At 44.5% G+C, this 22,654-nt stretch carries 20 protein-coding genes; 11 read left to right on the top strand and 9 right to left on the bottom strand.

What is annotated here, in order from left to right; translation table 11 throughout:
- Positions 1-503 precede the first annotated feature (503 nt).
- The 9 genes from QZX97_RS08590 to QZX97_RS08550 all read left to right on the top strand — a co-directional run bounded on the left by QZX97_RS08590 (position 504) and on the right by QZX97_RS08550 (position 13,303).
- On the top strand, positions 504-875 hold the full coding sequence (locus QZX97_RS08590; protein WP_295648861.1) for a hypothetical protein: 372 nt from the start codon (positions 504-506) through the stop codon (positions 873-875).
- A gap of 81 nt (positions 876-956) precedes the next feature.
- Positions 957-3,437, top strand: a complete 2,481-nt coding sequence (locus QZX97_RS08585) for a TonB-dependent receptor (RefSeq protein WP_295648858.1) — start codon at positions 957-959, stop codon at positions 3,435-3,437.
- 17 nt (positions 3,438-3,454) lie between these two features.
- On the top strand, positions 3,455-3,958 hold the full coding sequence (locus QZX97_RS08580) for a DUF3347 domain-containing protein (protein ID WP_295648856.1): 504 nt from the start codon (positions 3,455-3,457) through the stop codon (positions 3,956-3,958).
- A 302-nt stretch (positions 3,959-4,260) separates the two neighbouring features.
- The gene (locus tag QZX97_RS08575) at positions 4,261-5,658 is read left to right on the top strand and encodes a TolC family protein (protein ID WP_295648854.1); all 1,398 of its coding nucleotides are present in this window, start codon (positions 4,261-4,263) and stop codon (positions 5,656-5,658) included.
- Between the two features lie 32 nt (positions 5,659-5,690).
- The gene (locus QZX97_RS08570; protein WP_295664571.1) at positions 5,691-8,966 is read left to right on the top strand and encodes an efflux RND transporter permease subunit; all 3,276 of its coding nucleotides are present in this window, start codon (positions 5,691-5,693) and stop codon (positions 8,964-8,966) included.
- A 12-nt stretch (positions 8,967-8,978) separates the two neighbouring features.
- A complete protein-coding gene (locus QZX97_RS08565; RefSeq protein ID WP_295648848.1) occupies positions 8,979-10,121 on the top strand; it encodes an efflux RND transporter periplasmic adaptor subunit in 1,143 nt (380 codons plus the stop codon).
- Between the two features lie 43 nt (positions 10,122-10,164).
- Complete coding sequence (locus QZX97_RS08560) at positions 10,165-10,395, top strand: DUF433 domain-containing protein (protein ID WP_295648845.1); 231 nt, start codon at positions 10,165-10,167, stop codon at positions 10,393-10,395.
- Positions 10,379-10,720 (top strand): DUF5615 family PIN-like protein, encoded by a 342-nt coding sequence (locus QZX97_RS08555; RefSeq protein ID WP_295648842.1) that lies wholly within the window; start codon positions 10,379-10,381, stop codon positions 10,718-10,720. The genes QZX97_RS08560 and QZX97_RS08555 overlap by 17 nt, the downstream gene beginning before the upstream one ends.
- A gap of 114 nt (positions 10,721-10,834) precedes the next feature.
- Positions 10,835-13,303 (top strand): prolyl oligopeptidase family serine peptidase, encoded by a 2,469-nt coding sequence (locus tag QZX97_RS08550; protein ID WP_295648838.1) that lies wholly within the window; start codon positions 10,835-10,837, stop codon positions 13,301-13,303.
- 1 nt (position 13,304) lies between these two features.
- Here QZX97_RS08550 and QZX97_RS08545 read toward each other — a convergent pair whose 3' ends face one another.
- A complete protein-coding gene (locus tag QZX97_RS08545) occupies positions 13,305-13,820 on the bottom strand; it encodes a hypothetical protein (protein WP_295648835.1) in 516 nt (171 codons plus the stop codon).
- A 93-nt stretch (positions 13,821-13,913) separates the two neighbouring features.
- Between QZX97_RS08545 and QZX97_RS08540 the strand changes: the two genes are divergently transcribed.
- On the top strand, positions 13,914-14,690 hold the full coding sequence (locus tag QZX97_RS08540) for a hypothetical protein (protein ID WP_295648832.1): 777 nt from the start codon (positions 13,914-13,916) through the stop codon (positions 14,688-14,690).
- 336 nt (positions 14,691-15,026) lie between these two features.
- A complete protein-coding gene (locus tag QZX97_RS08535) occupies positions 15,027-15,893 on the top strand; it encodes a universal stress protein (RefSeq protein WP_295648829.1) in 867 nt (288 codons plus the stop codon).
- Between the two features lie 84 nt (positions 15,894-15,977).
- Here QZX97_RS08535 and QZX97_RS08530 read toward each other — a convergent pair whose 3' ends face one another.
- The 8 genes from QZX97_RS08530 to QZX97_RS08495 form a co-directional block, all read right to left on the bottom strand.
- The gene (locus QZX97_RS08530) at positions 15,978-16,673 is read right to left on the bottom strand and encodes a DUF6629 family protein (RefSeq protein WP_295648826.1); all 696 of its coding nucleotides are present in this window, start codon (positions 16,671-16,673) and stop codon (positions 15,978-15,980) included.
- A gap of 154 nt (positions 16,674-16,827) precedes the next feature.
- Positions 16,828-17,478, bottom strand: a complete 651-nt coding sequence (locus QZX97_RS08525; RefSeq protein ID WP_295648825.1) for a hypothetical protein — start codon at positions 17,476-17,478, stop codon at positions 16,828-16,830.
- Between the two features lie 181 nt (positions 17,479-17,659).
- Positions 17,660-18,328: a BON domain-containing protein gene (locus tag QZX97_RS08520; RefSeq protein WP_295648822.1), complete on the bottom strand. Its 669-nt coding sequence runs from the start codon at positions 18,326-18,328 to the stop codon at positions 17,660-17,662.
- A 161-nt stretch (positions 18,329-18,489) separates the two neighbouring features.
- Complete coding sequence (locus tag QZX97_RS08515) at positions 18,490-19,269, bottom strand: HAMP domain-containing sensor histidine kinase (RefSeq protein WP_295648820.1); 780 nt, start codon at positions 19,267-19,269, stop codon at positions 18,490-18,492.
- Positions 19,270-19,316: 47 nt separating this feature from the next.
- Positions 19,317-19,772: a pyridoxamine 5'-phosphate oxidase family protein gene (locus tag QZX97_RS08510; protein ID WP_295648817.1), complete on the bottom strand. Its 456-nt coding sequence runs from the start codon at positions 19,770-19,772 to the stop codon at positions 19,317-19,319.
- 236 nt (positions 19,773-20,008) lie between these two features.
- The gene (locus QZX97_RS08505) at positions 20,009-20,212 is read right to left on the bottom strand and encodes a hypothetical protein (protein WP_295648814.1); all 204 of its coding nucleotides are present in this window, start codon (positions 20,210-20,212) and stop codon (positions 20,009-20,011) included.
- A gap of 42 nt (positions 20,213-20,254) precedes the next feature.
- Entirely contained in the window at positions 20,255-21,520 is a 1,266-nt protein-coding gene (locus QZX97_RS08500; RefSeq protein ID WP_295648811.1) for a DUF3943 domain-containing protein, read from the bottom strand.
- 189 nt (positions 21,521-21,709) lie between these two features.
- A complete protein-coding gene (locus QZX97_RS08495; protein WP_295648809.1) occupies positions 21,710-22,480 on the bottom strand; it encodes a porin family protein in 771 nt (256 codons plus the stop codon).
- Positions 22,481-22,654 lie beyond the last annotated feature (174 nt).

Here is a 22,654-nt window from a genome sequence, read left to right as displayed (position 1 = left end):
GTAAAAGTAAGAACTTTTCATACACTCAATCATCCTCTTCTATCCCACTGACTTCCCGATAGCTATCGGGATGACCCAATGACCAATGACTTTCCAAAGGGGGGAAAAAGTAGGAATATTTTCGACCATATCTTTCCATTCAATCATTCAGATAATCCATCCTTCAATCATTAGCAGGGGGGAAAAAGTAAGAACTTTTTCGACCATATTTAACTCTTGATTCTCGGCTCTTGATTCTTGACTCTCTCCAGTAAGGGGGGAAAAAGTAAGAAATATTTCGACTTCTTTTTCTCATTGATCTTTACCCGTTATTCCTTGTTCTAAACCCTACAAGTTACGAATTTTATCTGGATTTGCAAAAAAATACGCCATCAATTGAGCATTCGTAGCTAAACTTATCGATAATATCAACGCAGGTATTCTATCACGTTAACATCTAATCCATTAAACGAAATATCAAAATTCCTCTTTAAATTTTATATTATTCCCTATTTTCGCACCGCATGTTAAAACGTTTCACAGGATGGCTTTTAATTGTTACGGTTCTTTCCGCTAACTACTCCTACCTGTTTGTGTACGCCGGTTTTAAGCTCAACCAAAATTATATCGCCGCCAACCTCTGCGTAAACCGCAACAAGCCCTGGCTGCACTGTAACGGGCGTTGCTACCTCATGAAAAAAATCCAGCAAGCCAACGAAAAAGAAAAAGCCGAAGAACGCCAAAACCAAAAAAACGGCTTCCAGGAAACTTTTTGCGAGGCTGTTAAAACCGTTAAGTTCCATACCTTTTTATTGCGCACCATCAGTACGCCCTATCATGCGCCTGCCCCATCGGCATCATTGAGCGCTATTTTCCGCCCTCCACAGGTGGGTTAAAACTCCTATTTTCTTTTTTTATCAAACGCGCTTCCTAAAAAGGAGTGCACCGTCTTATTTTTCTATTTTTTAATACATGCTATGAAACCTCAAAGAGCTTTTATCAAACTGCTTTATATATCAATTTTGCTGTGGGTTAGTGCCGCAAACGCAGCTAAAATACCCGCGCGCACCCATAAAATAACCGGCAAAATAACCGATAAAACTACGGGCCAGCCGGTTGCAGGTGCAACCATTTCCATTCCCGATTTAAAAATAAGTGCAAGCACCGATGCCAATGGTACTTATTTGATACAACAATTGCCCAAAGGCGAATACCTTATTCAGGTTACGGCCATCGGTTATGCCAGTATCACCAAATTGGTGGATTTGGGCAGTACAGCTTCGGTTGATTTTAAACTGTCAGCCTCCAACTACGAATTGTCCGACGTGGTGATAACCGCCTTGGGCAATACCACCACCCGCAAGCGCGCAACCATACCCATTACCGTGGTCACCCAAAAAATGATTCAGGAAAACTCCGCCAATACGGCTATCGACCTGGTAGCCTCACAACCGGGTGTTAACGAGACGACAGAAGGTTCGGGCACCACCAAGCCGCAAATCAACGGCCTCGGTTTCGACCGCGTATTAACACTCATGGATGGCGTTCCGCAGGAAGACTTTCAATGGGGCGATGACCACGGCATATTGATAGACCCCTATGCCGTGCATGATGCGGAGATCATCCGCGGCCCCGCCTCGCTACAATACGGTGCCAGTGCCGAAGCGGGCGTCATCATTTTTAAATCTGCACCGTTGCCGCAAAACGGCACCGTTGCAGGCAGCGTGCTAACCGAGTACCATACCAATGATGGTTACCTGGGTACCTCGCTGAATATTGCTGGCAACCGCAATGGTTTTGTTTGGGGCCTGCAAGCCAGCGGCGAAGCAGCGCACAGTTACTCCAACCCTAAAGACGGCTATGTTTGGGGAACTGCCTGGAACCAGGCAAACGCACGGCTAACGCTTGGTATTAACCGTAATTGGGGATATTCAAGGCTCACATTAAGCGCCTTACACCGCAGGATTGAACTGCCCGATGGTAACCGCGACAGTACCGGCCGCTTTTTGTTTGATACTCGGCATGATGGCAGAGTGTATCCCAACACTTCTGATTTTCAATCTTATTCCGCTGATATTGCCAGCGATAAGATTTTAGAAGAATATCAAACCTGGTGGCAAAATAGCATCAATGCGGGTAAAGGACGAATTGGTTTTGATATTGGCTTTGCCCGCAGTGTTCACCACGATATTGACACCGGGACAGTGGGTTCGAGCAATTTATTATTAGGCGACATCCCTTTCAACCTCAAATACCAGATAGCCGGCGAAAAATCCGGCCTGAAACTAACTACAGGTGTCAATGGAATGTATGAATTTCATCGCAATGGGGAAGCGCCGCCGGCGCCTTATACACCAAACTACTCTATTCCAAACTACACCAACTTTGAGAGTGGCGGGTATGTAATTATCGAAAAGAACTACAAAAATCTAACGCTTAGCGGCGGACTGCGTTTCGACCGGACAAATTTTGTAGGCGACCCCATGTCATTAAACAGCGATGGCAATATCGTGCCTGTCGGTACGCCGGGTTCTACCGTTCAGTTTACCGGTTTCAATAATACCTACTCTGGTCCATCTGGCAGTATCGGCGCATTCTATCAATTGCCAACCGATAATTACGTAAAATTGAACATTTCAAAGAGCTATCGCGCGCCCGCCATTAATGAACTGACCAGTAATGGGCTCAACATTGGTTCCAATTTGGTAGAACTAGGTAACATTCATTTAAAAGCTGAAGAAGGCTATCAGGTTGATTTTGCCTACGGATATGATGGTAAAGATGTGAGCCTGGAAGCTGATGGTTTTTATAACCGTATCAACAACTTCATATTTTCGGGTCGTACGGATTCGCTTTCCGGCGGTTTCCCAATTTATCAATACGTTTCTACTAATACGGCAATTATCGAAGGGGTTTCCGGTTTCTTAAATATTCACCCCGCCACCGCCAAATGGCTGGAAATAGATAACGGGTTCACTTATATTTATTCTCACATCGCCAATTCGCCCGATTCAACGCAGCATCTCCCTTATATGCCTGCACCGCACTTGCATTCCGAAGTTAAATTAAGGTTGAACAATGGCCGCAATTCCATTTTAAAAGGCACCTATTTAAAGTTTGGCCTACAGCACGATTGGGCGCAAAACAACGTGTACAGTGCCTTTTACACCGAACTCCCATCGGCACAATACACCCTATTTAATGCCGGCCTGGGTACCAATTTTGTTAACCCCAAAACAGGGAAAACTATTTGTTCATTATACGTAAATTGCACCAACCTCACCAACGTAGCTTATGCCGACCACCTGAATCTGGCTCAATACTTTTATGGCATCAATGGCACACCTGTTACGGTAACCCAACAAAACCAGGGGGTGTACAACATGGGCCAAAACGTAAGTTTTAAACTGGTATTTCCTTTTGGGGGTGCAGTTCATCAGGATGCAGCAAAAAAATAATTAAACTTAAAAAAAATATGAAAGCATTGAAAATTACCATTCTGGCAGCACTGATGGCATTTACCATCAATCTAACAGCAAACGCACAGGCAAACGAAGCCATCAATAGCGTTATTGCCAATTACCTGGCCTTAAAAGATGCCCTCGCAAAAAATGATGGCACCACGGCCGCGGGCAAAGCCAAAATATTATTGGCCTCCATAAGCAATGTGTCGGTAAAAGGCATGAGCAGCGATCAGGCGACGACATGGACCAAATACGAACCAAAACTCGAGTTTGATAGCCGCCATATCAGCGAAGTAACCCTCATCCCCCACCAGCGCGAGCACTTTGCAAGTCTCTCTAACAATTTATATGCGGTTTTAAAAGCCTTAAAAGTAAACAATTCGGTATTGTACCGCCAATACTGCAGCATGACCAAGAGATACTTTCTAAGCAATACTTCTTCGGGTATTGACCCTTACATGGGAATGGACAATTGCTCCAAAGTAGTAGAAACACTGCCTCCCGCTAAAAAGTAACAATCCATTAACAGAATTGACAATCCTTTGCGGGATTGTCAATTCCTAAATCAATTTTTTGTAAAAATCATGTACATTTCCTGACAAATAAGTCTTTTTTTATAAAAGTTAATTTTTTTTGCTACAAACGTGTAAAAAAGTTCCTTAGCAGCCATTTAAAGGCACTTTTATTAAAAAAACAGTAGAAACAAGGGTGTTGCAACATTAATTTTATGTACTAATTATAGGTCTACCGCGCGTTACACATTTTTTTCATAGCTAAACCCGATGTACATTTGTCAGGCTGATCCAGATAAATATACATGTTAAACACCCGTAACACCTGTTTCTTTATTTTACTTGTCTTTTGTTCGTACACCGCAAGTGCTCAAAAACCGCTTACACTTAAAGACGCCATACAAAGCGCGCTCAATAATTACGGCATCATAAAGGCCAAAGCAAATTATGTCAAATCGGCAACGGCCAATGTTAAAGAAAGCCAACGCGAACAATTGCCCGATTTTAATATATCCGGCCAGCAGGACTATGGTACCGTTAACGGTCAGTTCGGCCCTTCGTATGGTTACAAAGGCTTTAGCGTAGCATCATCGGGGCCCACCCTGCCCAACCAAAACTGGACGGCCGCTTTTGGTTCTTTGTACTTAGCTAACATCAGTTGGGATTTCTTCTCCTTCGGCAAAGCCAAAGAAAAAGTAAAAGTATCCCGGTCCATCCTCGCAGAAAACACTACCGACCTAGCCCAGGAACAATTTGAAGACGAAGTTCGTGTATCTAGCGCCTACCTTAACCTGCTGGCCGCGCAGCAATTAAGTACCACACAGCAAAAAAACCTCGACAGGGCCATCGCTTTGCGCGATGTGGTTTTGGCGCGCGTAAAAGGCGGCCTCAACCCCGGTGTCGATTCGTCGCTTGCCAATGCCGAGGTATCAAGTGCCCGCATAGCCTTGACCAACGCACAGGATTTTGTACAAGTGCAGGCCAACCAGTTGGCGCAGTTTATGGGCGTTGTTCAAAAGGATTTTGTATTGGATACCTTGTTTGTAACCACCATCCCAAAAACCATCGACCCGCAAACCGTGGTGAATACCGATAACCACCCGCTGCTTAAGTTTTACCAAAGCCGCATCGGCTATAGCGATGAGTTGATCAAATACTACAAAAGTTTTTATTACCCAACGTTCTCGTTCTTCAGTACCTTTCAGGAACGGGGCAGCGGTTTTAACTCGGCTTACGGTTTGGCTAACCCCGGCGCTTTTACACAAAGCTATGGCCCCGGTGTCGATCCTACCCGTGGCAATTACCTTATCGGGATAGGCCTTTTCTGGAATTTATCTACCCCGCTGCGTGTAAAACAACAAATAGAAGCACAACACTTCAACTCATTAGGTTTACAGAACGAATATGAGGTAGTGGACCAAAACCTGAAGAACCAGGCGATCCTGGCCGAAACCCGCATTCAAAATGCGTTGAAAAACTACCGTGAGGCACCAATCGGCCTAAAAGCCGCGTCCGATGCTTATTTGCAAAAAACGGTATTGTACAAAAACGGTCTGGCAACCATTGTTGACGTAACCCAGGCGCTATACGCCCTTAACCGGGCCGAAACCGACAGCTATATCGCCTACAATAATGTTTGGCAGGCGCTATTGCTCAAATCGGCCTCAAGTGGCGATTTTACTACCTTTATTAACGAATTTTAATACCGGCTTTTGGCCGTTTATATAGATAAAACATGGGCTTAATAAAAAGTGCATTAAGAAAACCAATTACCGTGCTGGTTATCGTGGCGGGTTTGTTTTTCTTTGGTATCAACGCTGTTCGCAACATCAAGATCGATATTTTCCCAGACCTGAATCTGCCCGTTATTTACCTTTCGCACCCTTACGGCGGTTATTCGCCAAACCAAATGGAGGCTTATTTTGGCAAGCAATATGTAAACTTGCTGCTCTATGTGTCAGGTGTTAAAAGTATAGAGACCAAAAACATACAAGGCCTCACCCTCATAAAATTAACTTTTTACGAGGGCACCAATATGGCCCAGGCCGCGGCGGAGGTCACGGCATTTTCAAACCGGGCGCAGGCGATATTTCCCAATGGCTCAAACCCGCCCTTTATTTTAAGGTTCGATGCTTCTACTCTCCCCGTCGGTCAGTTGGTGCTGAGCAGTAATAAGCGTACCAATAACGAATTGCTCGACCTGGCCAACGTATACGTTCGCTCCGGGTTTACATCCATCCCGGGTTTGGTGGCGCCGGCACCCTTTGGTGGCAACGTGCGCACCATACTGATCAAGGTTGATCCCGAACTGCTGCGTGCCCACAACCTAACGCCCGACCAGGTGGTTGCTGCTTTGCGCGTCAATAACCAAACATCGCCGGCAGGCAACGTTCGCGTTGGCGACTTGAACTACTTCACGCCAAGTAATACCACCATTAAAAACATTAAAGATTTTGGCGATATCCCCCTGTTTAAAGGCGGTGTGCAAACCTTGTTTTTAAGGGATGTGGCCACCATTGAAGATGGCGCTGATGTGACTACCAGTTACGCTTTGGTAAACGGAAAACGTTCGGTTTACTTGCCCATCACCAAATCGGCCGATGCCTCAACCTGGGAAGTAGTACAAAACCTCAAAAAAGCCTTACCCCGTTTTCAAAGTTTATTACCCGAAGATGTAAAGCTTTCGTACGAGTTCGACCAATCGGTATATGTGATCAACTCGGTTAAAAGCTTGATTACTGAGGGTGCTATCGGTGCGATACTGACAGGTTTAATGGTGCTGCTGTTCCTCGGCGATTGGCGCGGTGCGATCATCGTTATCCTCACCATCCCAACCTGTATCATTTCGGGGGTGTTGTTCTTGACCCTGTTCCACCAAACCATCAATATCATGACGCTGAGTGGTCTTTCGCTGGCTATCGGTATTCTAGTCGACGAGTCCACGGTCACGATCGAGAACATACACCAACACATGGATATGGGTAAACCCAAGGCTTTGGCCATTTGGGATGCCTGTAAAGAGATTGCTTTCCCCAAATTATTGATTCTATTCTGTATCCTGGCTGTGTTCGCACCGGCACTTACCATGAAAGGCATACCGGGCGCTTTGTTCTTACCGCTTTCGCTGGCTATTGGTTTTTCCATGATTACGTCATACTTGCTTTCGCAAACCTTTGTGCCTGTATTGGCCAACTGGATAATGAAAGATCATAACGTAGGTAAGGGCCATGCCGAAAAAGACTATAAACGCCATGACGAGCTGGATAGCAGCGAACAAAAACTCGCTTCGCTCATCAAGGCCGAACATGAACCCGAAACAAAAAAATCGAGGTTTGAAAGGTTGCGCGAACGTTATCTTTCGTTTATCGACCGGATAATGAATTTCCGTAAAAGCATTGTAACCATCTATATTATTGGCATATCAGCATTTGCGGTACTTTTATTGTTGACTATCGGGCGCGATGTATTGCCAAAAGTTAATGGCGGCCAATTTCAGGTGCGTATGCGCGCCCCCGACGGCACCCGAATGGAGCGTACCGAATTGGACATGATAAAAATGCTGCATGTTTTGGAAAAACTTGTCGGGCCAAATCATATCGCCGTAACATCGGCCTTTATCGGGCAGCACCCCGGCCAGTTTTCAACCAGCCCCATTTACCTGTTTATGGCGGGACCGCAGGAAGCTGTTTTACAAGTAAATTTAACAGAAGATTACCGGATAAACCTCGACGACCTGAAGGAAAAGTTCCGCAAAGCAGTATACCAGGATTTGCCCGATGTAAAACTATCCTTCGAACCGATAGAACTGACCGATAAAATATTGAGCCAGGGCTCCCCAACCCCTATCGAAGTACAAATTTCGGGCAAAAACAAAAAACAACTGGCGCAATATTCCGACACAGTTATTGCCAAACTGAACAAAATACCCTACCTGCGCGATGTACAATTAGCCCAGGCCATCCACTATCCTGCTATCGATATCAATATCGACCGTACCCGTGCCGCCCAATTGGGCGTGGGTGTCGATGATATATCGCGATCCTTATTGGCATCGACCTCGTCATCCAGATATACCGAAAAGAACATATGGATGGATCAAAAAGCAGGCCTCACCTACGGCGTGCAGGTGGAAGTGCCGGAATATAACATGAGCAGTATAAACGATATCGGGGAAATATCGGTATCCCCAAACAATGTTCGCCCGGTACTGCGCGATGTGGCCGATATTAAACGCGATACCACCAATGGCGAAAATGATAACCTCGGTGCCTTACCCATCTTATCGGTAACGGCCAATCTCACCCACATGGATCTGGGTACCGCCAATGCTGATGTTCAAAAAGCCATCAAATTCATCAGCAAATTGCCGCGAGGGTTAAATATCGAAACCAAAGGTCTAACATCTACCTTAATTGATACGCTCGACAGTTTACAAAGTGGTTTATTGGTAGCCATCATCGTGATATTTTTGATGCTGACGGCTAACTTCCAATCCTTTAAAGTGTCGCTGGTGGTATTGTCCACTGTCCCGGCGGTAATATTGGGTTCTTTGGTTTTATTGCGATTGACCGGCGCTACGCTCAACCTGCAATCATACATGGGGATGATCATGTCGGTAGGTGTATCTATATCTAACTCGGTATTGCTGATTACCAATGCCGAACAACTGCGCATGCACAGCGGCAACGCGCTCGAAGCTGCCAAAGAAGCTGTGGCCTTACGTATGCGCCCTATTTTAATGACCAGTTTGGCCATGATCGTGGGTATGATACCGATGGCTTCGGGATTAGGCGAAGGCGGCGACCAGGCATCGCCATTGGGCCGCGCCGTTATCGGCGGGCTGTTTATGTCTACAATTGCAGCCTTATTTGTACTGCCGTTGGTTTTTGCATGGGTGCAGGGTAAAACAAGCACACAATCGGTGTCGTTGGATCCCGACGATAAAGATAGTATCCATTATATCCCGTTTGGCGATCAGCAAACAGATCAACCGGCATTTGGCGGCAATTAAAATATTTGAACAATGAACATAAAGCAACATACGCTGATGAATATAAAATTAAAAAAGGGACTGGCTATTTTTTGTGCCATCCTTGTAGCCATATGTACCTTTTACGGCTGCGGAACGAAAGATAAAGCGCCCGAGGAAGAACATGCCCCGGCCGACCCAACACCCTTGGTGCAGGTGGCCCCTCTGCAAAAAGGTATCCTATCGTCCGACCTGCACATACCGGGCGAGTTAATACCCTACCAAACGGTTGATGTTTATGCCAAAATAAGCAGCTTCGTAAAAAAAGTTTATGTCGATGTAGGTTCCGAAGTAAGCGAAGGCCAGCTATTGGTTACCATGGAAGCACCCGAGATCAACTCGCAACTGGCCGAAGCTCAATCAAAACTTAAATCGGCACAAGCGGTTTTTTTGGCCAGCAAAGCCAACTACGACCGCCTGGTGGAAACCGCCAAAACGCCAGGAACCATTGCAAGCAACGATATTGATCAGGCCGCTGCCCGTAAAAGCTCTGACGAGGCACAGGTTGAAGCTGCTAAATCAGCATATAATGGTGTTGCTGCAAATTTAGCTTATCTGGAGATTCGCGCGCCATTTTCAGGCGTTATCAGTGCGCGCAATACCAACCCAGGCGCATACGTAGGCCCTTCGGGCAAAGGCTCCGATATGCCCTTATTTACCTTGCAGCAACAAAAGAAATTACGGCTGGTGGTATCAGTTCCCGAAAGTTATTCGGGAATATTGAAAGAGAATGACAAAGTTACTTTCAACGTTCGCCCCTTTCCCGGTCGCAAGTTTACCGCCAATGTGAAGCGCCTCGCGGGTGCTTTGGATGAACGCTTACGTTCTGAAAGATTGGAAATGGATGTGGAGAATGATGACAAAAAATTGCTCCCCGGTATGTATGCCGAAGTCAACTTACAACTTCCGGCTAAAGACAGCACGTATATCATACCAAAAACAGCGCTTGTACAATCAACCGAAAAGGTGTTCGTCATACGTGTTGTCGACGGCAAAGCCCAATGGGTCGACGTAAAAAAAGGCCGCGAAAGCGATGGCAAGGTAGAGGTTTACGGCGACCTGAATATTGGCGATAATATTATACAAGCCGCTAACGATGAAATACGCGATGGTGGTGTGGTGAAGATCAAGCCCTAAGCGGCCTTTTCATTTTGTATTTCAATTATGCTTATATTTGAATATGAAAGCAAGTGAAGTTATATTGGTTGATAAGGATATCTTGGGCGGCACACCAGTTTTTAAAGGGACACGGGTGCCAGTGAAAAATCTTTTCGACTATTTGGAAGCAGGCGATTCATTGAACGACTTTTTAAGCGACTTCGATTATATCCCAAAAGAGCATTGCCTCGCTGTATTAAAATTGTCTGAAAAGTTATTGATAGACGCTCAAATTCATGAAAATATTAATTGACGAGCAATTACCTACAAAACTTAAATACAGATTTACCGATACAACGTACCAAATTTCAACCGTCCGGGATATGGAATGGCTTGGTAAAAAGAATGGCGACCTCTTACGTTTGATGAAAAATAATGGATTTAACGTGCTTCACACCAATGATAAAAACTTATACTATCAACAAAGAATCAGCTCATTAAGTGTCTGCATCGTAAATATCAATTCCAAAACTAATCGCTATAATGATGTTTTAGCATTACTTAAGCCAATCAAAAACAAGCTTGCAGAGGTAGAAAATCATCTACTTATCTCCACAAGTGGTTACTTCATTGTTTGAAGCTATACTTATATCTATTACCCACCCCCTTTGTAACAATTCTTTGCCACAAATTTTTCATTTACGGTATAAATACTAAATTGCGGATAATAACCCGGCCTCATTATCTGTACTATGAAAAAAATACTTACCCTCGCTCTGTTACTTTGCGCTGCCTGCTGCTTCGGGCAGAAACTCGAAAAGCTGACCGTCGAAAAAATTATGCGCGACCCGCAATGGATGGGCACTTCACCATCAAACATTAGTTGGAGCGACGACAGCAAAAAAATTTATTTTACCTGGAATGCTAAAAATACAGGGCGCGATTCCTTATACTCCATCACCCCAGTCAATCTGAAACCTGTTACCGTAGGCATTGAAGAACGCAAATCCATGATAGGCAACGGTACCTGGAACAAAAAGCACACCTTAAAAGTTTACGAGAAAAACGGCGATATATATTTTTACGACCTGAAAACAGGCGTATCTATAGCGCTCACCCGCACCGTGGAGCGCGAAAGTAACCCCGTTTTTAATGCAGATGAAACCAAAGTACTGTTCGTACGTGCCGAAAACCTATACTCGGTAAAACTAAACGGCGGCGAAATTGTACAACTCACCAACTTTACCCGTGCCGCAGCTGCACCTGCCGGGGTTGCCCCCGCAGCCGGTTTGGCCGGAGGTGGCGTTGGTGCCCGTCGTGGCGGTACCGGCGGAGGAGGTGCCGCGGGTGGCCGTGGTGCCGGCGGAGCCGATGCTTCTGCCAACCCACAGGATACCTATCTAAAAAATGAGCAGTTGGAGCTTTTCGATATCATTAAAAAGAAAGCCAAAGATGCCCGTTTGGATGCTGCCGACCGCAGGGCCATGCAAACACCCGAAAAGCTAAAAGAGATACCGCTGGCCGATAAACAGATCAGCAATATACAGTTAAGTCCCGATGAGCGCTATATCACTTATCGTTTGACTACGCAGCCCGCTGCTCCGGGCCGTATAGCCAACGTCCCTGATTATGTAACCGCGTCGGGTTTTACCGAAGAAATACCGAACCGGTTAAAAGTGGGTGCACCCCAGGCTACTTCCGAAAGTTATATTTTCGATACCCAGCGCGATTCGGTCTATACCATCTCTAAAAAAATACCGGGCATAAAAGACCTGCCCGATTATGTAAAAGATTACCCCGACCAACTGGCCGACCGCACCGCCAAAAACGCTGACCGTAAAATCAACATTAGCGGCTTAAACTGGAGCGACGATGGTAAAAACGCTGTAGTGATACTCACCGCGCAGGATTACAAGGACCGCTGGATAATGAAAGTAGATTTAGAAACAGGCGAATTACTCCTCCTAGACCGCCAGCACGACAATGCATGGATAGGCGGCCCCGGCATTAGCAGTTTTGGTGGCGGTAGCACAGGCTGGGTGGATAATACCCATTTCTATTACCAAAGCGAAGCGACCGGCTACTCGCATATTTATGTGTTGGATATTATCTCGGGCGATAAAAAGCAGATCACCAGCGGTAAATACGAAGTATCGACACTCAAGCTATCCAATGACAAAAAAGACTTTTACTTTACAGCCAACATCGAACATCCGGGTATTACTCACTTTTACCGGATCCCGGTAACGGGCGGCACACCTGTTAAAATAACCAGCATGAAAGGTGGCAATGAAGTTGAACTTTCGCCGGATGAAAAATGGCTGGCCATACACTATTCCTACTCCAACAAGCCTTGGGAACTATACCTGCAGCCAAATAAACCCGGCGCGCAAGCTGTACAGGTAACCAAATCGACCACGGAGGAGTTTAACGGCTACCCCTGGCGCGACCCGGAAGTCATCACCTTTAAAAACCGCTACGGCACTGATATTTACGCGCGCGTGTATCCTGCTAAAAACCCGGATCCGGCAAAACCGGCAGTGGTATTTGTGCATGGTGCCGGTTACCTCCAAAATGTACATTACTGGTGGAGCTCATACTTCCGAGAATACATGTTCAACAACCTTTTGGCCGATAACGGCTATACCGTGCTCGATATCGACTATACGGGCAGCGCAGGCTATGGTCGCGATATGCGCACCGGCATTTACCGCCACATGGGTGGCAAAGATTTGACCGATCAGGTTGATGGGGTAAAATACCTGGTGGACCATTATGGTGTAAACCCCGCACACGTGGGTCTTTACGGTGGCTCATATGGTGGGTTTTTAACCCTGATGGCCATGTTTACCACACCCGATGTTTTTGCCGCAGGTGCAGGATTACGAAGCGTTACCGACTGGGCAAACTATAACCATGGCTACACTGCCAATATTTTGAACGAACCATTTAACGACCCTAATGCCTACAAAATCAGCTCACCTATTTATTTCGCTAATGGATTAAAGGGACGCTTGTTGATGTGCCACGGCATGGTTGACCAAAACGTGAACTTCCAGGATATTGTGAAACTAAGCCAAAAACTCATCGAACTACATAAACAGAATTGGGAACTCGCGGTTTTCCCGGTGGAAGATCATGGCTTTGTTGAACCCAGCAGCTGGACAGATGAGTATTGCCGTATTTTAAAGCTGTTCGATGAAACGTTAAAGAAACCTTAACTTAAACAAGCTCGCGGGTCTCTGCTTTTACAGATCGTTTGCGCGGGCGGAATTTGTTTAGCTGATACGATACGCCAAACACAAAAGCAATTGTCAAAATAAATATCGATACTTGTATTATGGGCGCTTTGGGGCTGCTGGCTAAGGGGTCAAAGGGTGGCACTCTTGTCAGTGTTTCTGTAATCGCCGGTATGAGCGATAAATAAACCGTTGCCGACATACAAATGGTCTGTATATATATAGCGTTCTTGCGAAAAAACTTTATTGAACGTGCCTGTACGCCAATTGGTAACAATATCAAAATAACAACAGCAATAGCATGACCTGCACCCGGATGTCCGGTTTTCATGATGGGAAGAGACGATAAGCAGGATACAACTGTAAAAAGCGTATACAACCTGCCAACATCGCTCGTTGGGTTGATACGGCCGCTGCGGAATAAACCATAAAATGCCATTAAAATGGCCAGTACGGCAACGAAAGTATGGAATATGGACAGCAAAGGTAAATTATCCACAACTTAAAATTTTACACAATGTCGAAAGAATATTTGTATTTTGCAAGCATATAGAAGCAATACATTTTTATAGAGTGTATAAATTTTACATAGATGAAATCAGCCCAAACCGACTATAGTATGATGAAATTAGGCAAAAAGACTCCTGTTCATGACCCGAGGACATTGAACTTTGCCGATTACCTCCATCATGACCTTCTTCCTCTTGTGCCCCAAAAACATATGTATGCCGGCAATATTGCCCCCGATAGCTGGGGCATGATGGGTAATCACAATATAAACAACTGTACATGCGCCGCGGCCGGGCACCTCATCATGGAATGGACTGATGATAATGGGAACATGGTTACCCTTGCCGATCAGGATATCATTAACCTGTATAGCACCATTACCGGTTACGACCCTGCTACCGGCCAAAACGATACCGGCGCCGACGAAAAACTTACGCTAAACTATTGGCGCAACAACGGCGTTTCAGGTCACAAAATTCTGGCTTATATCGCGCTCGAACCCAAAAACCATCATCATGTAAAACAAGCTGTTTACCTTTTTGGTGGTTGTATGATTGGGCTAAACCTCCCTTTTTCGGCTCAGATGCAAAACATTTGGTCTGTATTGCCGGGTGGTCCTGTTGGCGATGGTTTGCCCGGTACCTGGGGCGGGCATGCCATGGCCGTTATAGGCTATGATCATGAAGGATTGACCGCTGTTACCTGGGGCGAAGCCAAAAAAATGACATGGTCATTCTACGAAACCTATTTTGAAGAGGCCTATGCCATCATCAGCACCGATTTTGTGGGAAAAAAGGCAGCACCAAACGGCTTTAAGCTTGCCGAATTGAAAGCAGACCTGCAAAAAATCAATTCGTAAAACATCTCTTCTCCACCGTAAGCGACAGCTTCCTCTCATTCCGGGCTATAAAGGGCTTTTTGTTGACTATCAATAATTTAAATGATGCCCGTCATTCTTTTAGGAGTGGTGTATCCACAAATTTGAATTGTCAAATCACATGGCACATATCGTATGAAAACACGTATCCGTGTTAACAAAAAAGCAGTTGATGAAGCCGGATGGGCTTTGTTTTTGAAGCTGCAAAAGAACAGGAACTCAACACCCCCAAAAACAAACTTTATATATAAAATCATTAATTGGTTTTCATTAACCAGTTAAAACCATTCGTAGGCCAATAAACCAACTATACTTGTCATGAAAACCATACTTCTACTCACAGATTTTTCAGAAAACGCCAACCACGCCGCACTGTCGGCAATAAAACTTTGTTCAAAACTCCACGCCAACTTGCTGTTGTTCAATAACCATGTTGCTTTACCGGTTACATCATATTACGGGGCCGGCCCATGGGTGCCCGACGACCCGATGGAACATGGTTCAGAAAGAAAGGAAAAATTAGCAAAAGTTGCGGATAAACTGACCCTTTATGTAAAACACTTAGATGCGCAACATTATAAACCCGTCATCACCCACCAGTGCGGGGAAGGTGAACTGGGGCAAAATGTCCGTACCGTGGTACACGAAAACAATATCGAACTTATTGTAATGGGCGCCAGTACCGATAGCACCATAGACCATATTTTAAACGGAAGCGACACATCGAAAGTAATAGACCATTCCGACAGGCCGATATTGGTTATACCACCCAACACCAGCTTCAAAAACTTTTCGAAGATCACACTGGCCACTGATTTTAATGGGGCCGATTTGAACGCGATACGTTATCTGGTTAAACTCGGAAAGGTATTCAACGCTCATCTCGAAATAGTGCATGTAGATCCTTTAGACAAAAAAGGCGCTGCAGAAGACGAAAGAGAAGCCGGGTTTAAAAGCATGGTGGAGAGTTTAAACTATACAAACCTCACATATACAGCTATTAAAGGAAAAGACATTGTAAAAAGGCTGAACCGCCTGTGCGATGATACCGCTTCGGATGTTTTGAGCGTTATCTACTATCCGCACACTTTTTTTATCCGAATGTTGCATCAAAGTGTTGCCAAAAAAGTATTGATCAATCAAAAAATACCATTGCTAATCGTCCCATCGGCGTTGCAAAATTAGGTCAGGCAACCTTCAAACCTATCATAATGCCCAAACAGGTAAAGCAAAAGGTTTTACCTGTTTTTTTTATTTTGAAAGTGTGGTCTATTTACCCCCATCGCTTTCCACACTTGGTTTGGGAGCGTTGTTATCCTCTAAAACATTTTTGTACAAATCAAACATAATGGTAATCACCGCGCTGCTCATGATAGCGGCAAGGAAACACCATACCGATATTAGATAATGCTCAAAAAATATGTACGAAATAATGTATGCCAAGGTAGCTGAAATGCCGAATATCCACATTTTTTTTACCGATGAAATGAATGATGGCGCCACCGTTGCAATAAAATATAGCACGGTTGATGAATGTAAAACCGGATCAGGCTCACCGATATCGTACACCACATGCCAGCCGATTATGCTGGCTCCAACATGTTGGGTTACCATTCTGAATGCCAGATAAACGGACACCAATAAGCCCGTCCCCAACGCCATATTCAGCCACTTTTTCCTGTTTGGATCCTTCTCAAGCAACCGGATTGAAAGTGGTACCCAAACAGGCCAAATGATTTGAGCAAACAACAAAAAGAGATAGGTAGCCGGCCATCGACACAAAGCAAATGAAGGGTGCAACAAACTCACCCATAAAAAGCCTTCGGTAATTTGTTGTAGCGCAAAAAACAATGGAATGCTTGCAAACAGTATTTGCGATGGCTTACTACACTTTTTGAGCGATGTAACGCCCATAGCCAACAGAACAGCCCCTGCCCCAAAACTTGCACTTGCCGAAAAACACATAGTTTACCCTTTTGATTTTAATGGATGATAAAAACCAAAAGAGCAAAAAACGTCAAACCGGGGCTTGTAACTAGGCCCCGGTTTGAAAGCTGTTCTGGGAACGAACGAATGGAATAAATGTACGCTATAAATATCGATTTAACGTTTGCACCGTTTATTTAACAAGCACTGCACCATTATCTTTCAATACGCTTTGCTGCACCATGTTTTTTATGATCATCTTTCCATACTCATGGGCCATAGTCTCTGAATTAGCGGGATCGAACGACTCAGTTTGAACAGAATAAATCAGTTTTTGCGTACTCATATCATACAAATTGCTTTCCCAAAAAAACCTGGTATTCACCACGTAGTAACCTGGCTCGTAAATACGGCTGTATAAAACAGTCCGGTAACCCCAAAACGCGTCGTGATAGTAGCCACCATAGGGAGAGTAGAAGATTTGACCGGGCACGTAATCGTGCTCGCGTTGCTTATCGAGCAGTACGATGGTAACAACGGCATCCACCCCGCTTGTTTTTAATTGTGCGATGGCTGTCGCTTCGTCCAATTTGTCAAAAGCCTTTGGTCCGTATTCCTGCAACGATGAAACCGCCTGATATCCAAGGTCGCGCAAATCGCCAACCATGTGGTTCTCCATATCTTCCTGCAATGCCCGGTTTTTATCGTGTACAAGGCCTAACACCATTATTTTATGATATTGTTGTGGTACAATGCCCGGCACTTTCCACGACGTGGTAATCCTCGACGAGGTACAGCCAACCATCATCAGTAAGCCGATACCCAGGTTTATAATCTTTTTCATAGCCTGTTGCCTTTGTTAATAAGCTATACAAGTTACCTGCAAAATATCTGCTTTTGCATGACTGCCGTCAATGGGTAAAATGATACTTATCAACAAAAAGGCTATCTCAACTTCATTTGTTAAGATAGCCTTTTTCATAATGGACTGGCGGTTGTTATTTCAAGCGAAGCAGCCAGCTACCTTAAAAAGCATATTCGGGTTCGTCTAGTTCTAATTGGTTATCAACGGTAAGCACCCCGGGTGCTGCCCACACAGCGTTTTCGGCCTCTTCAACTTCGGCAAACGAACGTACCTTGCCACGCAGTGTAACTTTGCTACCATAAACAGTGAGATGGATTTTACCCGAATCAATAGTTGCACTCCTATGGAAAGCGGCTTTGATCTTTTTTTCCAGATCAGTGGTTTCAACCCTTGGTTTTACTGTAATCAGGTTGATGATCGAGTGGATGCCCACCAGGTTTTCAATTGCTGTCCGCGCATTGTTGCGCTGGTACTCCCAATCAACAACTCCTTCCAATTTAACGGTGCCGTCTTCCACGGTTATCTTTATCTTGTCTTCCTGTACGGCCGAGTGCCATTTTAAAACCGAGTAAACGGCATCCGCAATTTCGGCGTCGGTTTTCATATATTTTGACGATACGCCCACTTGTATGTCTTCAGCTACAGCCTTTAACCCCGCTACCCTTTTGGCAGCCAATTCGGCACTTAGCTTTTTCGAATAGGTATCAACAATTCCCGACAAGGTTACAATACCGTTTTTTACTGCTACACCAATTTCGGACGACACCAGAAACGGATCCCATTTCAGCTCTTCCATCACGTCTTTCTGAATTTGAATGTCAGTTTTCATAATCTTAAAATTTTAGGTTAATAAAATAATACATAAAGTTACCCCTCAACAACACTAAATTAAATGACACTGGACATGTGTTATATTGATTGTAATCAAACGGTTACATCAGTTCGGAAATGATCAATAACCTTCCCTGTAATAAAATATTGACTACGGATTTACACTCGGAAAACAATGGTAAAGGTGGTACCCGTATTAATAGCACTGGTAAAGCGAATTTTCCCGTTCATTAAATTCACATAATGCTTAACAATATTCAATCCCAGGCCCGTGCCCGATATGTCGGCGGTGTTGGTCGCCCGAAAAAAGGGTGTGAAAATATGGTCTTGACATTCTTTGGGGATGCCAATTCCCTTGTCCCTTATCCTAATCACACACGACCTTTCGCTCATCGCGGTTTCAATCCAGATGATGCCGGTTTCGTGTGAGTATTTGATGGCATTCGAAATCAAATTCACGATACAGTGTTTAAGGAAGTTTTTATCGAGCAAAACGCGGGTAATTTTACCCATATGCCGGTACAATATTTTTTGTTGTGGTTTTGCAGCCCATTGCATTTCCTGAGCAGCATCTTCGCAAAACGTTACTAAGTCAAATTCCTGAAAAACGGGCGCCATGTTTCCATTTTCCAAGCCTTCTGCCGATAAAAAATCATTTAAAATGGCAGTCATATCGGTAACCGCCGTTTGTATTTTTCTTAAGTGGAATGTCCTTTTTTGTTCATCCATCTTATCGTAATATCGCTCAACCAACGAAGCTGAAAGCTGGATACTGGTTAATGGCGAGCGAAATTCATGAGAGGCCATGGCAAAAAAATGGCTTTTCATTTTATTGGTTTCCTTTTCCCGTTTAAAGGCGGCATTAAGGTTCCGGTACGATAGTTTTAACTGGTCGAACAATTCGTGGATCTGCGGCGTTTCGTCTTTTAACTTTTGCATCAAATCATCCCTGTTTTTTACAGTGGTTTAAACAATGAATAAGCTCCTTAATATTCCGACTCAAAACGACCTGTCTTTTCGCGCAACACTATTTTGTATACAATCAGCTCAACCGACGTGCCGATATCCTTTTCCCTATCAGCAATACCGTGCGACGCATGGCCTGAAGGCTTGTTAACCAAGGGCATCAATTGATGTATGATACCCTGCATTGCCCGGTGCTTTTCGTTCTCATCTTTTATTTCTTCGAACTTGCCCCAGGCTATCACGCTTTGCCAGTTAAATATATCCTGTATTTCATCTACCTGAAAACACACTTCCGGGTTCTTGCGCATCATCTCAATTTTTTTTCCACTCGTTGAATGGGCAAAAATGTTCGGGCTGCGGTAAACGTAATTAATGGGGACAACATAGGTCGCCCCATCGGCGTGGCAACCTATCCTTCCGGTTACCCGTCGTGTCAACAAATCCTCGATTTGTTTTTCACTTAGTTTCCCTAACATAATCTTTAATTTAAAAGAAATAAACGCTGTCTAACATTACCTCGCCGACACTAAAAAGCAGGATTTTTTATCAAAAAAACCACCGCAGTAAACAATATAAAAAGCAACAATAGCAAAAGGAGCAATACGATATAAGGGTTTAGCCTGCTGTTAGGATATTTCATTTTTAATGGTTGTTTCATGATACACTAATTAAAAAAGGTTTTACATTGTATTAGCCCGGTTGAAAGTTATTTTTATTGCCCTTGTTCCGGCTGCGGTATTTCGGGCGGCGGGCCTTCAAAAGGTTCCTCCTTCGGCACAACCTCCGGCTTTTCGCCCGGCATTGGCGCATGTTCGGGCACAACAGATGGTTTTATCTCGGGCTGTTTTCCAGGTATCGGGTACTCAACAGGCTTACCTGCTGCTATTTTTTTGCTTAAATCGCTAATGTTTTCCATGGCTTTATCTTTAATTTAATAGCAGATGCTGCTGACTTCATATCACCTAAAATCGACAGCATACCTTACCGATGCTCTGAAATAAGGATAAGTTTTATTGATGTTTTCATAAAATTTATAGTCGCCCCTTAATGTAAAATAGCCCGGTTCGGCACAAATCGAAACCCTGTCGGTAAAAGCGTATCTTGCTTCGCCTGTAACAGTATGGATAAAATAACTGGATGAATTACCGCTTAATGTTGTAACCCAACCACCACGGTATCGGATGTTTAAAAAGAATTTTTCGCCGGCATCAACCCCTGCAGAGCCGATGAACCCTACACCCGAACAAAAATCATACGGCCGGCCTGCGTACAAATAAGGATCAGGTACAGCTGCCAGAACAATTGCGCCCGCTCCTGCCGAGGTATTGACTTTAAGTTTTTTGTTCAGTTTAAATTCCGAAAACAAGTTAAACCTGATGTTTTGCGCACTGTAAAAAAACGCTTCGTTATTGATATAATCGTAGTTTACGGTGAGCAACCCAACATGCTTTACTTGATCTGACGATTGGACGGAAAACCCGGTCAACGACCCGGACACGGTAACCACGTTGGCAATAGAGGTTTTGTCTTGCCCAAACTCGGTATTCACCTCTATATAACTGAACGGCGTTCTATATTGCTCGAAAGGTGTACCATACATCAGTTTGATATGCGCGTACCAACCAAACTTCCCCTGCTGACCGTTTGCGCTAAACCGGCGCATGCCGGCATCAAACTCCGTGGCTACCAGCGATGAGTCGCGTTCTTTTGAATTGTCCGATACCTTTCCCCACTGGCCATTGGTTATCCGGGTGAGACCGTTTACCGGGTTTATCATACAGGCAAATATTTCGCTAAGCTGGCGTTTAACCCCACGGGTATGGTTATTGATGATCTTATTGGCCAGCCGGTGGGTCATCTCGCCCAATATTACGCCGCCAAAGCTTGTATTGATAAAATCGTTGATTGACGGGGCCTGTGTTTCTCCTGCAGTTTCCCAAATATAACTCCCAACAAATACCGCAGGTACAGATTGCCAAAAAGTGTAACCATTAGACCGGTAAGCATTGAAAAATATATTGCCATGCGCAGGATGCGCCAATTGATTGGTAATAAAATCATCCGAATCCCACGACCAGCTACCGGGGTTAATGTTATAGCCCAAAGTTTGGAAACTGATATTGGCAAAATCTGCTTTTGCGATATACTTATCAAACGACCATGGCACTGCCTCGCCCAAGCCAAAAAACAGTGTTGCCCGGCCAAACCTTTTTTTTTCGGTCAAACTAGGGTTCGTCAATTTTACTGCGCTGTACTGCATGGTATTGCTGTTGTTATAAAGTAACATCTGACCTGTCGACTGAAAAACGCAGCCCCCGATAGAAATTAGCGTCAAGAATAATTCACGGGCTAAACATTTTATCATAACCAATCAATATTAAAACGGGGTCGTAATCAAAAAACACGGAACATATTATTTGCCAAACAGAAAACTGTACCCAACATCAATGGTAGCGGCACCTGTATTGTTTTTGCCATCCACCGCGTTCTTTTGGATATTGAGCAACCCGTAATTGCCACCGCCTTCTATAAAGATATTGCCTGCGCCAATTCGGTAACTAAAGCCCAAGTTGCCTTCAATACCAACATTAAACCTATGTAGTTGGTCTTTGATATCGGTAGTAGCATCAAACGATTGTGCGCCGCCGGGCAATGGCTGCTGTCCTGCTGCGTCCACAAAAAACTGGCTTTGCCCGCTGGTAACCTGGCTTGCATTTATTAAATAACTGGTAAATGGACCGACACCAACATAAAGGTGCAAAGGTGTACGGCTTATGTTCCAACCGAATTTTGCCAGAATAGGCAACATCAGGTAGTTCATTTTAGCCTCGCTTTTATAATCTGCATACAAATAAGCAGGAGCTTGATCGGGCGGGAACATAACCACCATTTCTGTAGGTGTCGTAAAAGCCTGGAAGCCATTCTTTTTACCCCCTTGCGATGAGTATTGCAACATGGTTTCGAATGAAAAAAGCTTCGATATTTTATATTCTGCAAAAATACCCGCATCGGGGCCAAGGCGCGAACTATAGCCTGTGTTTAACGGGTTCTGGTAACCGCTGCCGGCTGTTAGGTTAGGGATACTCAGGCCTCCCCTTACACCCAAATAAAGGCTCTGCGCTTTAACATCGGTGAAAAAACACATCAAACAAATACCTGTCAGATAAAGAGTTAATGTTTTCATGATGATATGGATTAAAAGAACGTTCAGCTTCAGGAAAGTCTTGAAACTGTTATAAACTATAAATCTCTGTAGTAAAGAGTTCACATGAAATGACGGCAGTCATGTAAATGGGTGACTTAGCGGCATTTTTGGTTTTTTGAACACTCGTATTAACGCTCCGACGGTTTGGACTCG

Origin of the sequence: uncultured Mucilaginibacter sp. (assembly GCF_903893715.1) — a bacterium.
Classification (GTDB): domain Bacteria; phylum Bacteroidota; class Bacteroidia; order Sphingobacteriales; family Sphingobacteriaceae; genus Mucilaginibacter.
This window is presented reverse-complemented; position numbering and strand designations above follow the sequence as displayed.

Excerpts from the sequence above, each read along its gene's own strand:
- QZX97_RS08590 (WP_295648861.1), top strand. The coding sequence starts at position 504 with ATGTTAAAACGTTTCACAGGATGGCTTTTAATTGTTACGGTTCTTTCC.
- QZX97_RS08585 (WP_295648858.1), top strand. The coding sequence starts at position 957 with ATGAAACCTCAAAGAGCTTTTATCAAACTGCTTTATATATCAATTTTG.
- QZX97_RS08580 (WP_295648856.1), top strand. The coding sequence starts at position 3,455 with ATGAAAGCATTGAAAATTACCATTCTGGCAGCACTGATGGCATTTACC.
- QZX97_RS08575 (WP_295648854.1), top strand. The coding sequence starts at position 4,261 with ATGTTAAACACCCGTAACACCTGTTTCTTTATTTTACTTGTCTTTTGT.
- QZX97_RS08570 (WP_295664571.1), top strand. The coding sequence starts at position 5,691 with ATGGGCTTAATAAAAAGTGCATTAAGAAAACCAATTACCGTGCTGGTT.
- QZX97_RS08565 (WP_295648848.1), top strand. The coding sequence starts at position 8,979 with ATGAACATAAAGCAACATACGCTGATGAATATAAAATTAAAAAAGGGA.
- QZX97_RS08560 (WP_295648845.1), top strand. The coding sequence starts at position 10,165 with ATGAAAGCAAGTGAAGTTATATTGGTTGATAAGGATATCTTGGGCGGC.
- QZX97_RS08555 (WP_295648842.1), top strand. The coding sequence starts at position 10,379 with ATGAAAATATTAATTGACGAGCAATTACCTACAAAACTTAAATACAGA.
- QZX97_RS08550 (WP_295648838.1), top strand. The coding sequence starts at position 10,835 with ATGAAAAAAATACTTACCCTCGCTCTGTTACTTTGCGCTGCCTGCTGC.
- QZX97_RS08540 (WP_295648832.1), top strand. The coding sequence starts at position 13,914 with ATGAAATCAGCCCAAACCGACTATAGTATGATGAAATTAGGCAAAAAG.
- QZX97_RS08535 (WP_295648829.1), top strand. The coding sequence starts at position 15,027 with ATGAAAACCATACTTCTACTCACAGATTTTTCAGAAAACGCCAACCAC.
- QZX97_RS08530 (WP_295648826.1), bottom strand. The coding sequence starts at position 16,673 with ATGTGTTTTTCGGCAAGTGCAAGTTTTGGGGCAGGGGCTGTTCTGTTG.
- QZX97_RS08525 (WP_295648825.1), bottom strand. The coding sequence starts at position 17,478 with ATGAAAAAGATTATAAACCTGGGTATCGGCTTACTGATGATGGTTGGC.
- QZX97_RS08520 (WP_295648822.1), bottom strand. The coding sequence starts at position 18,328 with ATGAAAACTGACATTCAAATTCAGAAAGACGTGATGGAAGAGCTGAAA.
- QZX97_RS08515 (WP_295648820.1), bottom strand. The coding sequence starts at position 19,269 with ATGCAAAAGTTAAAAGACGAAACGCCGCAGATCCACGAATTGTTCGAC.
- QZX97_RS08510 (WP_295648817.1), bottom strand. The coding sequence starts at position 19,772 with ATGTTAGGGAAACTAAGTGAAAAACAAATCGAGGATTTGTTGACACGA.
- QZX97_RS08505 (WP_295648814.1), bottom strand. The coding sequence starts at position 20,212 with ATGGAAAACATTAGCGATTTAAGCAAAAAAATAGCAGCAGGTAAGCCT.
- QZX97_RS08495 (WP_295648809.1), bottom strand. The coding sequence starts at position 22,480 with ATGAAAACATTAACTCTTTATCTGACAGGTATTTGTTTGATGTGTTTT.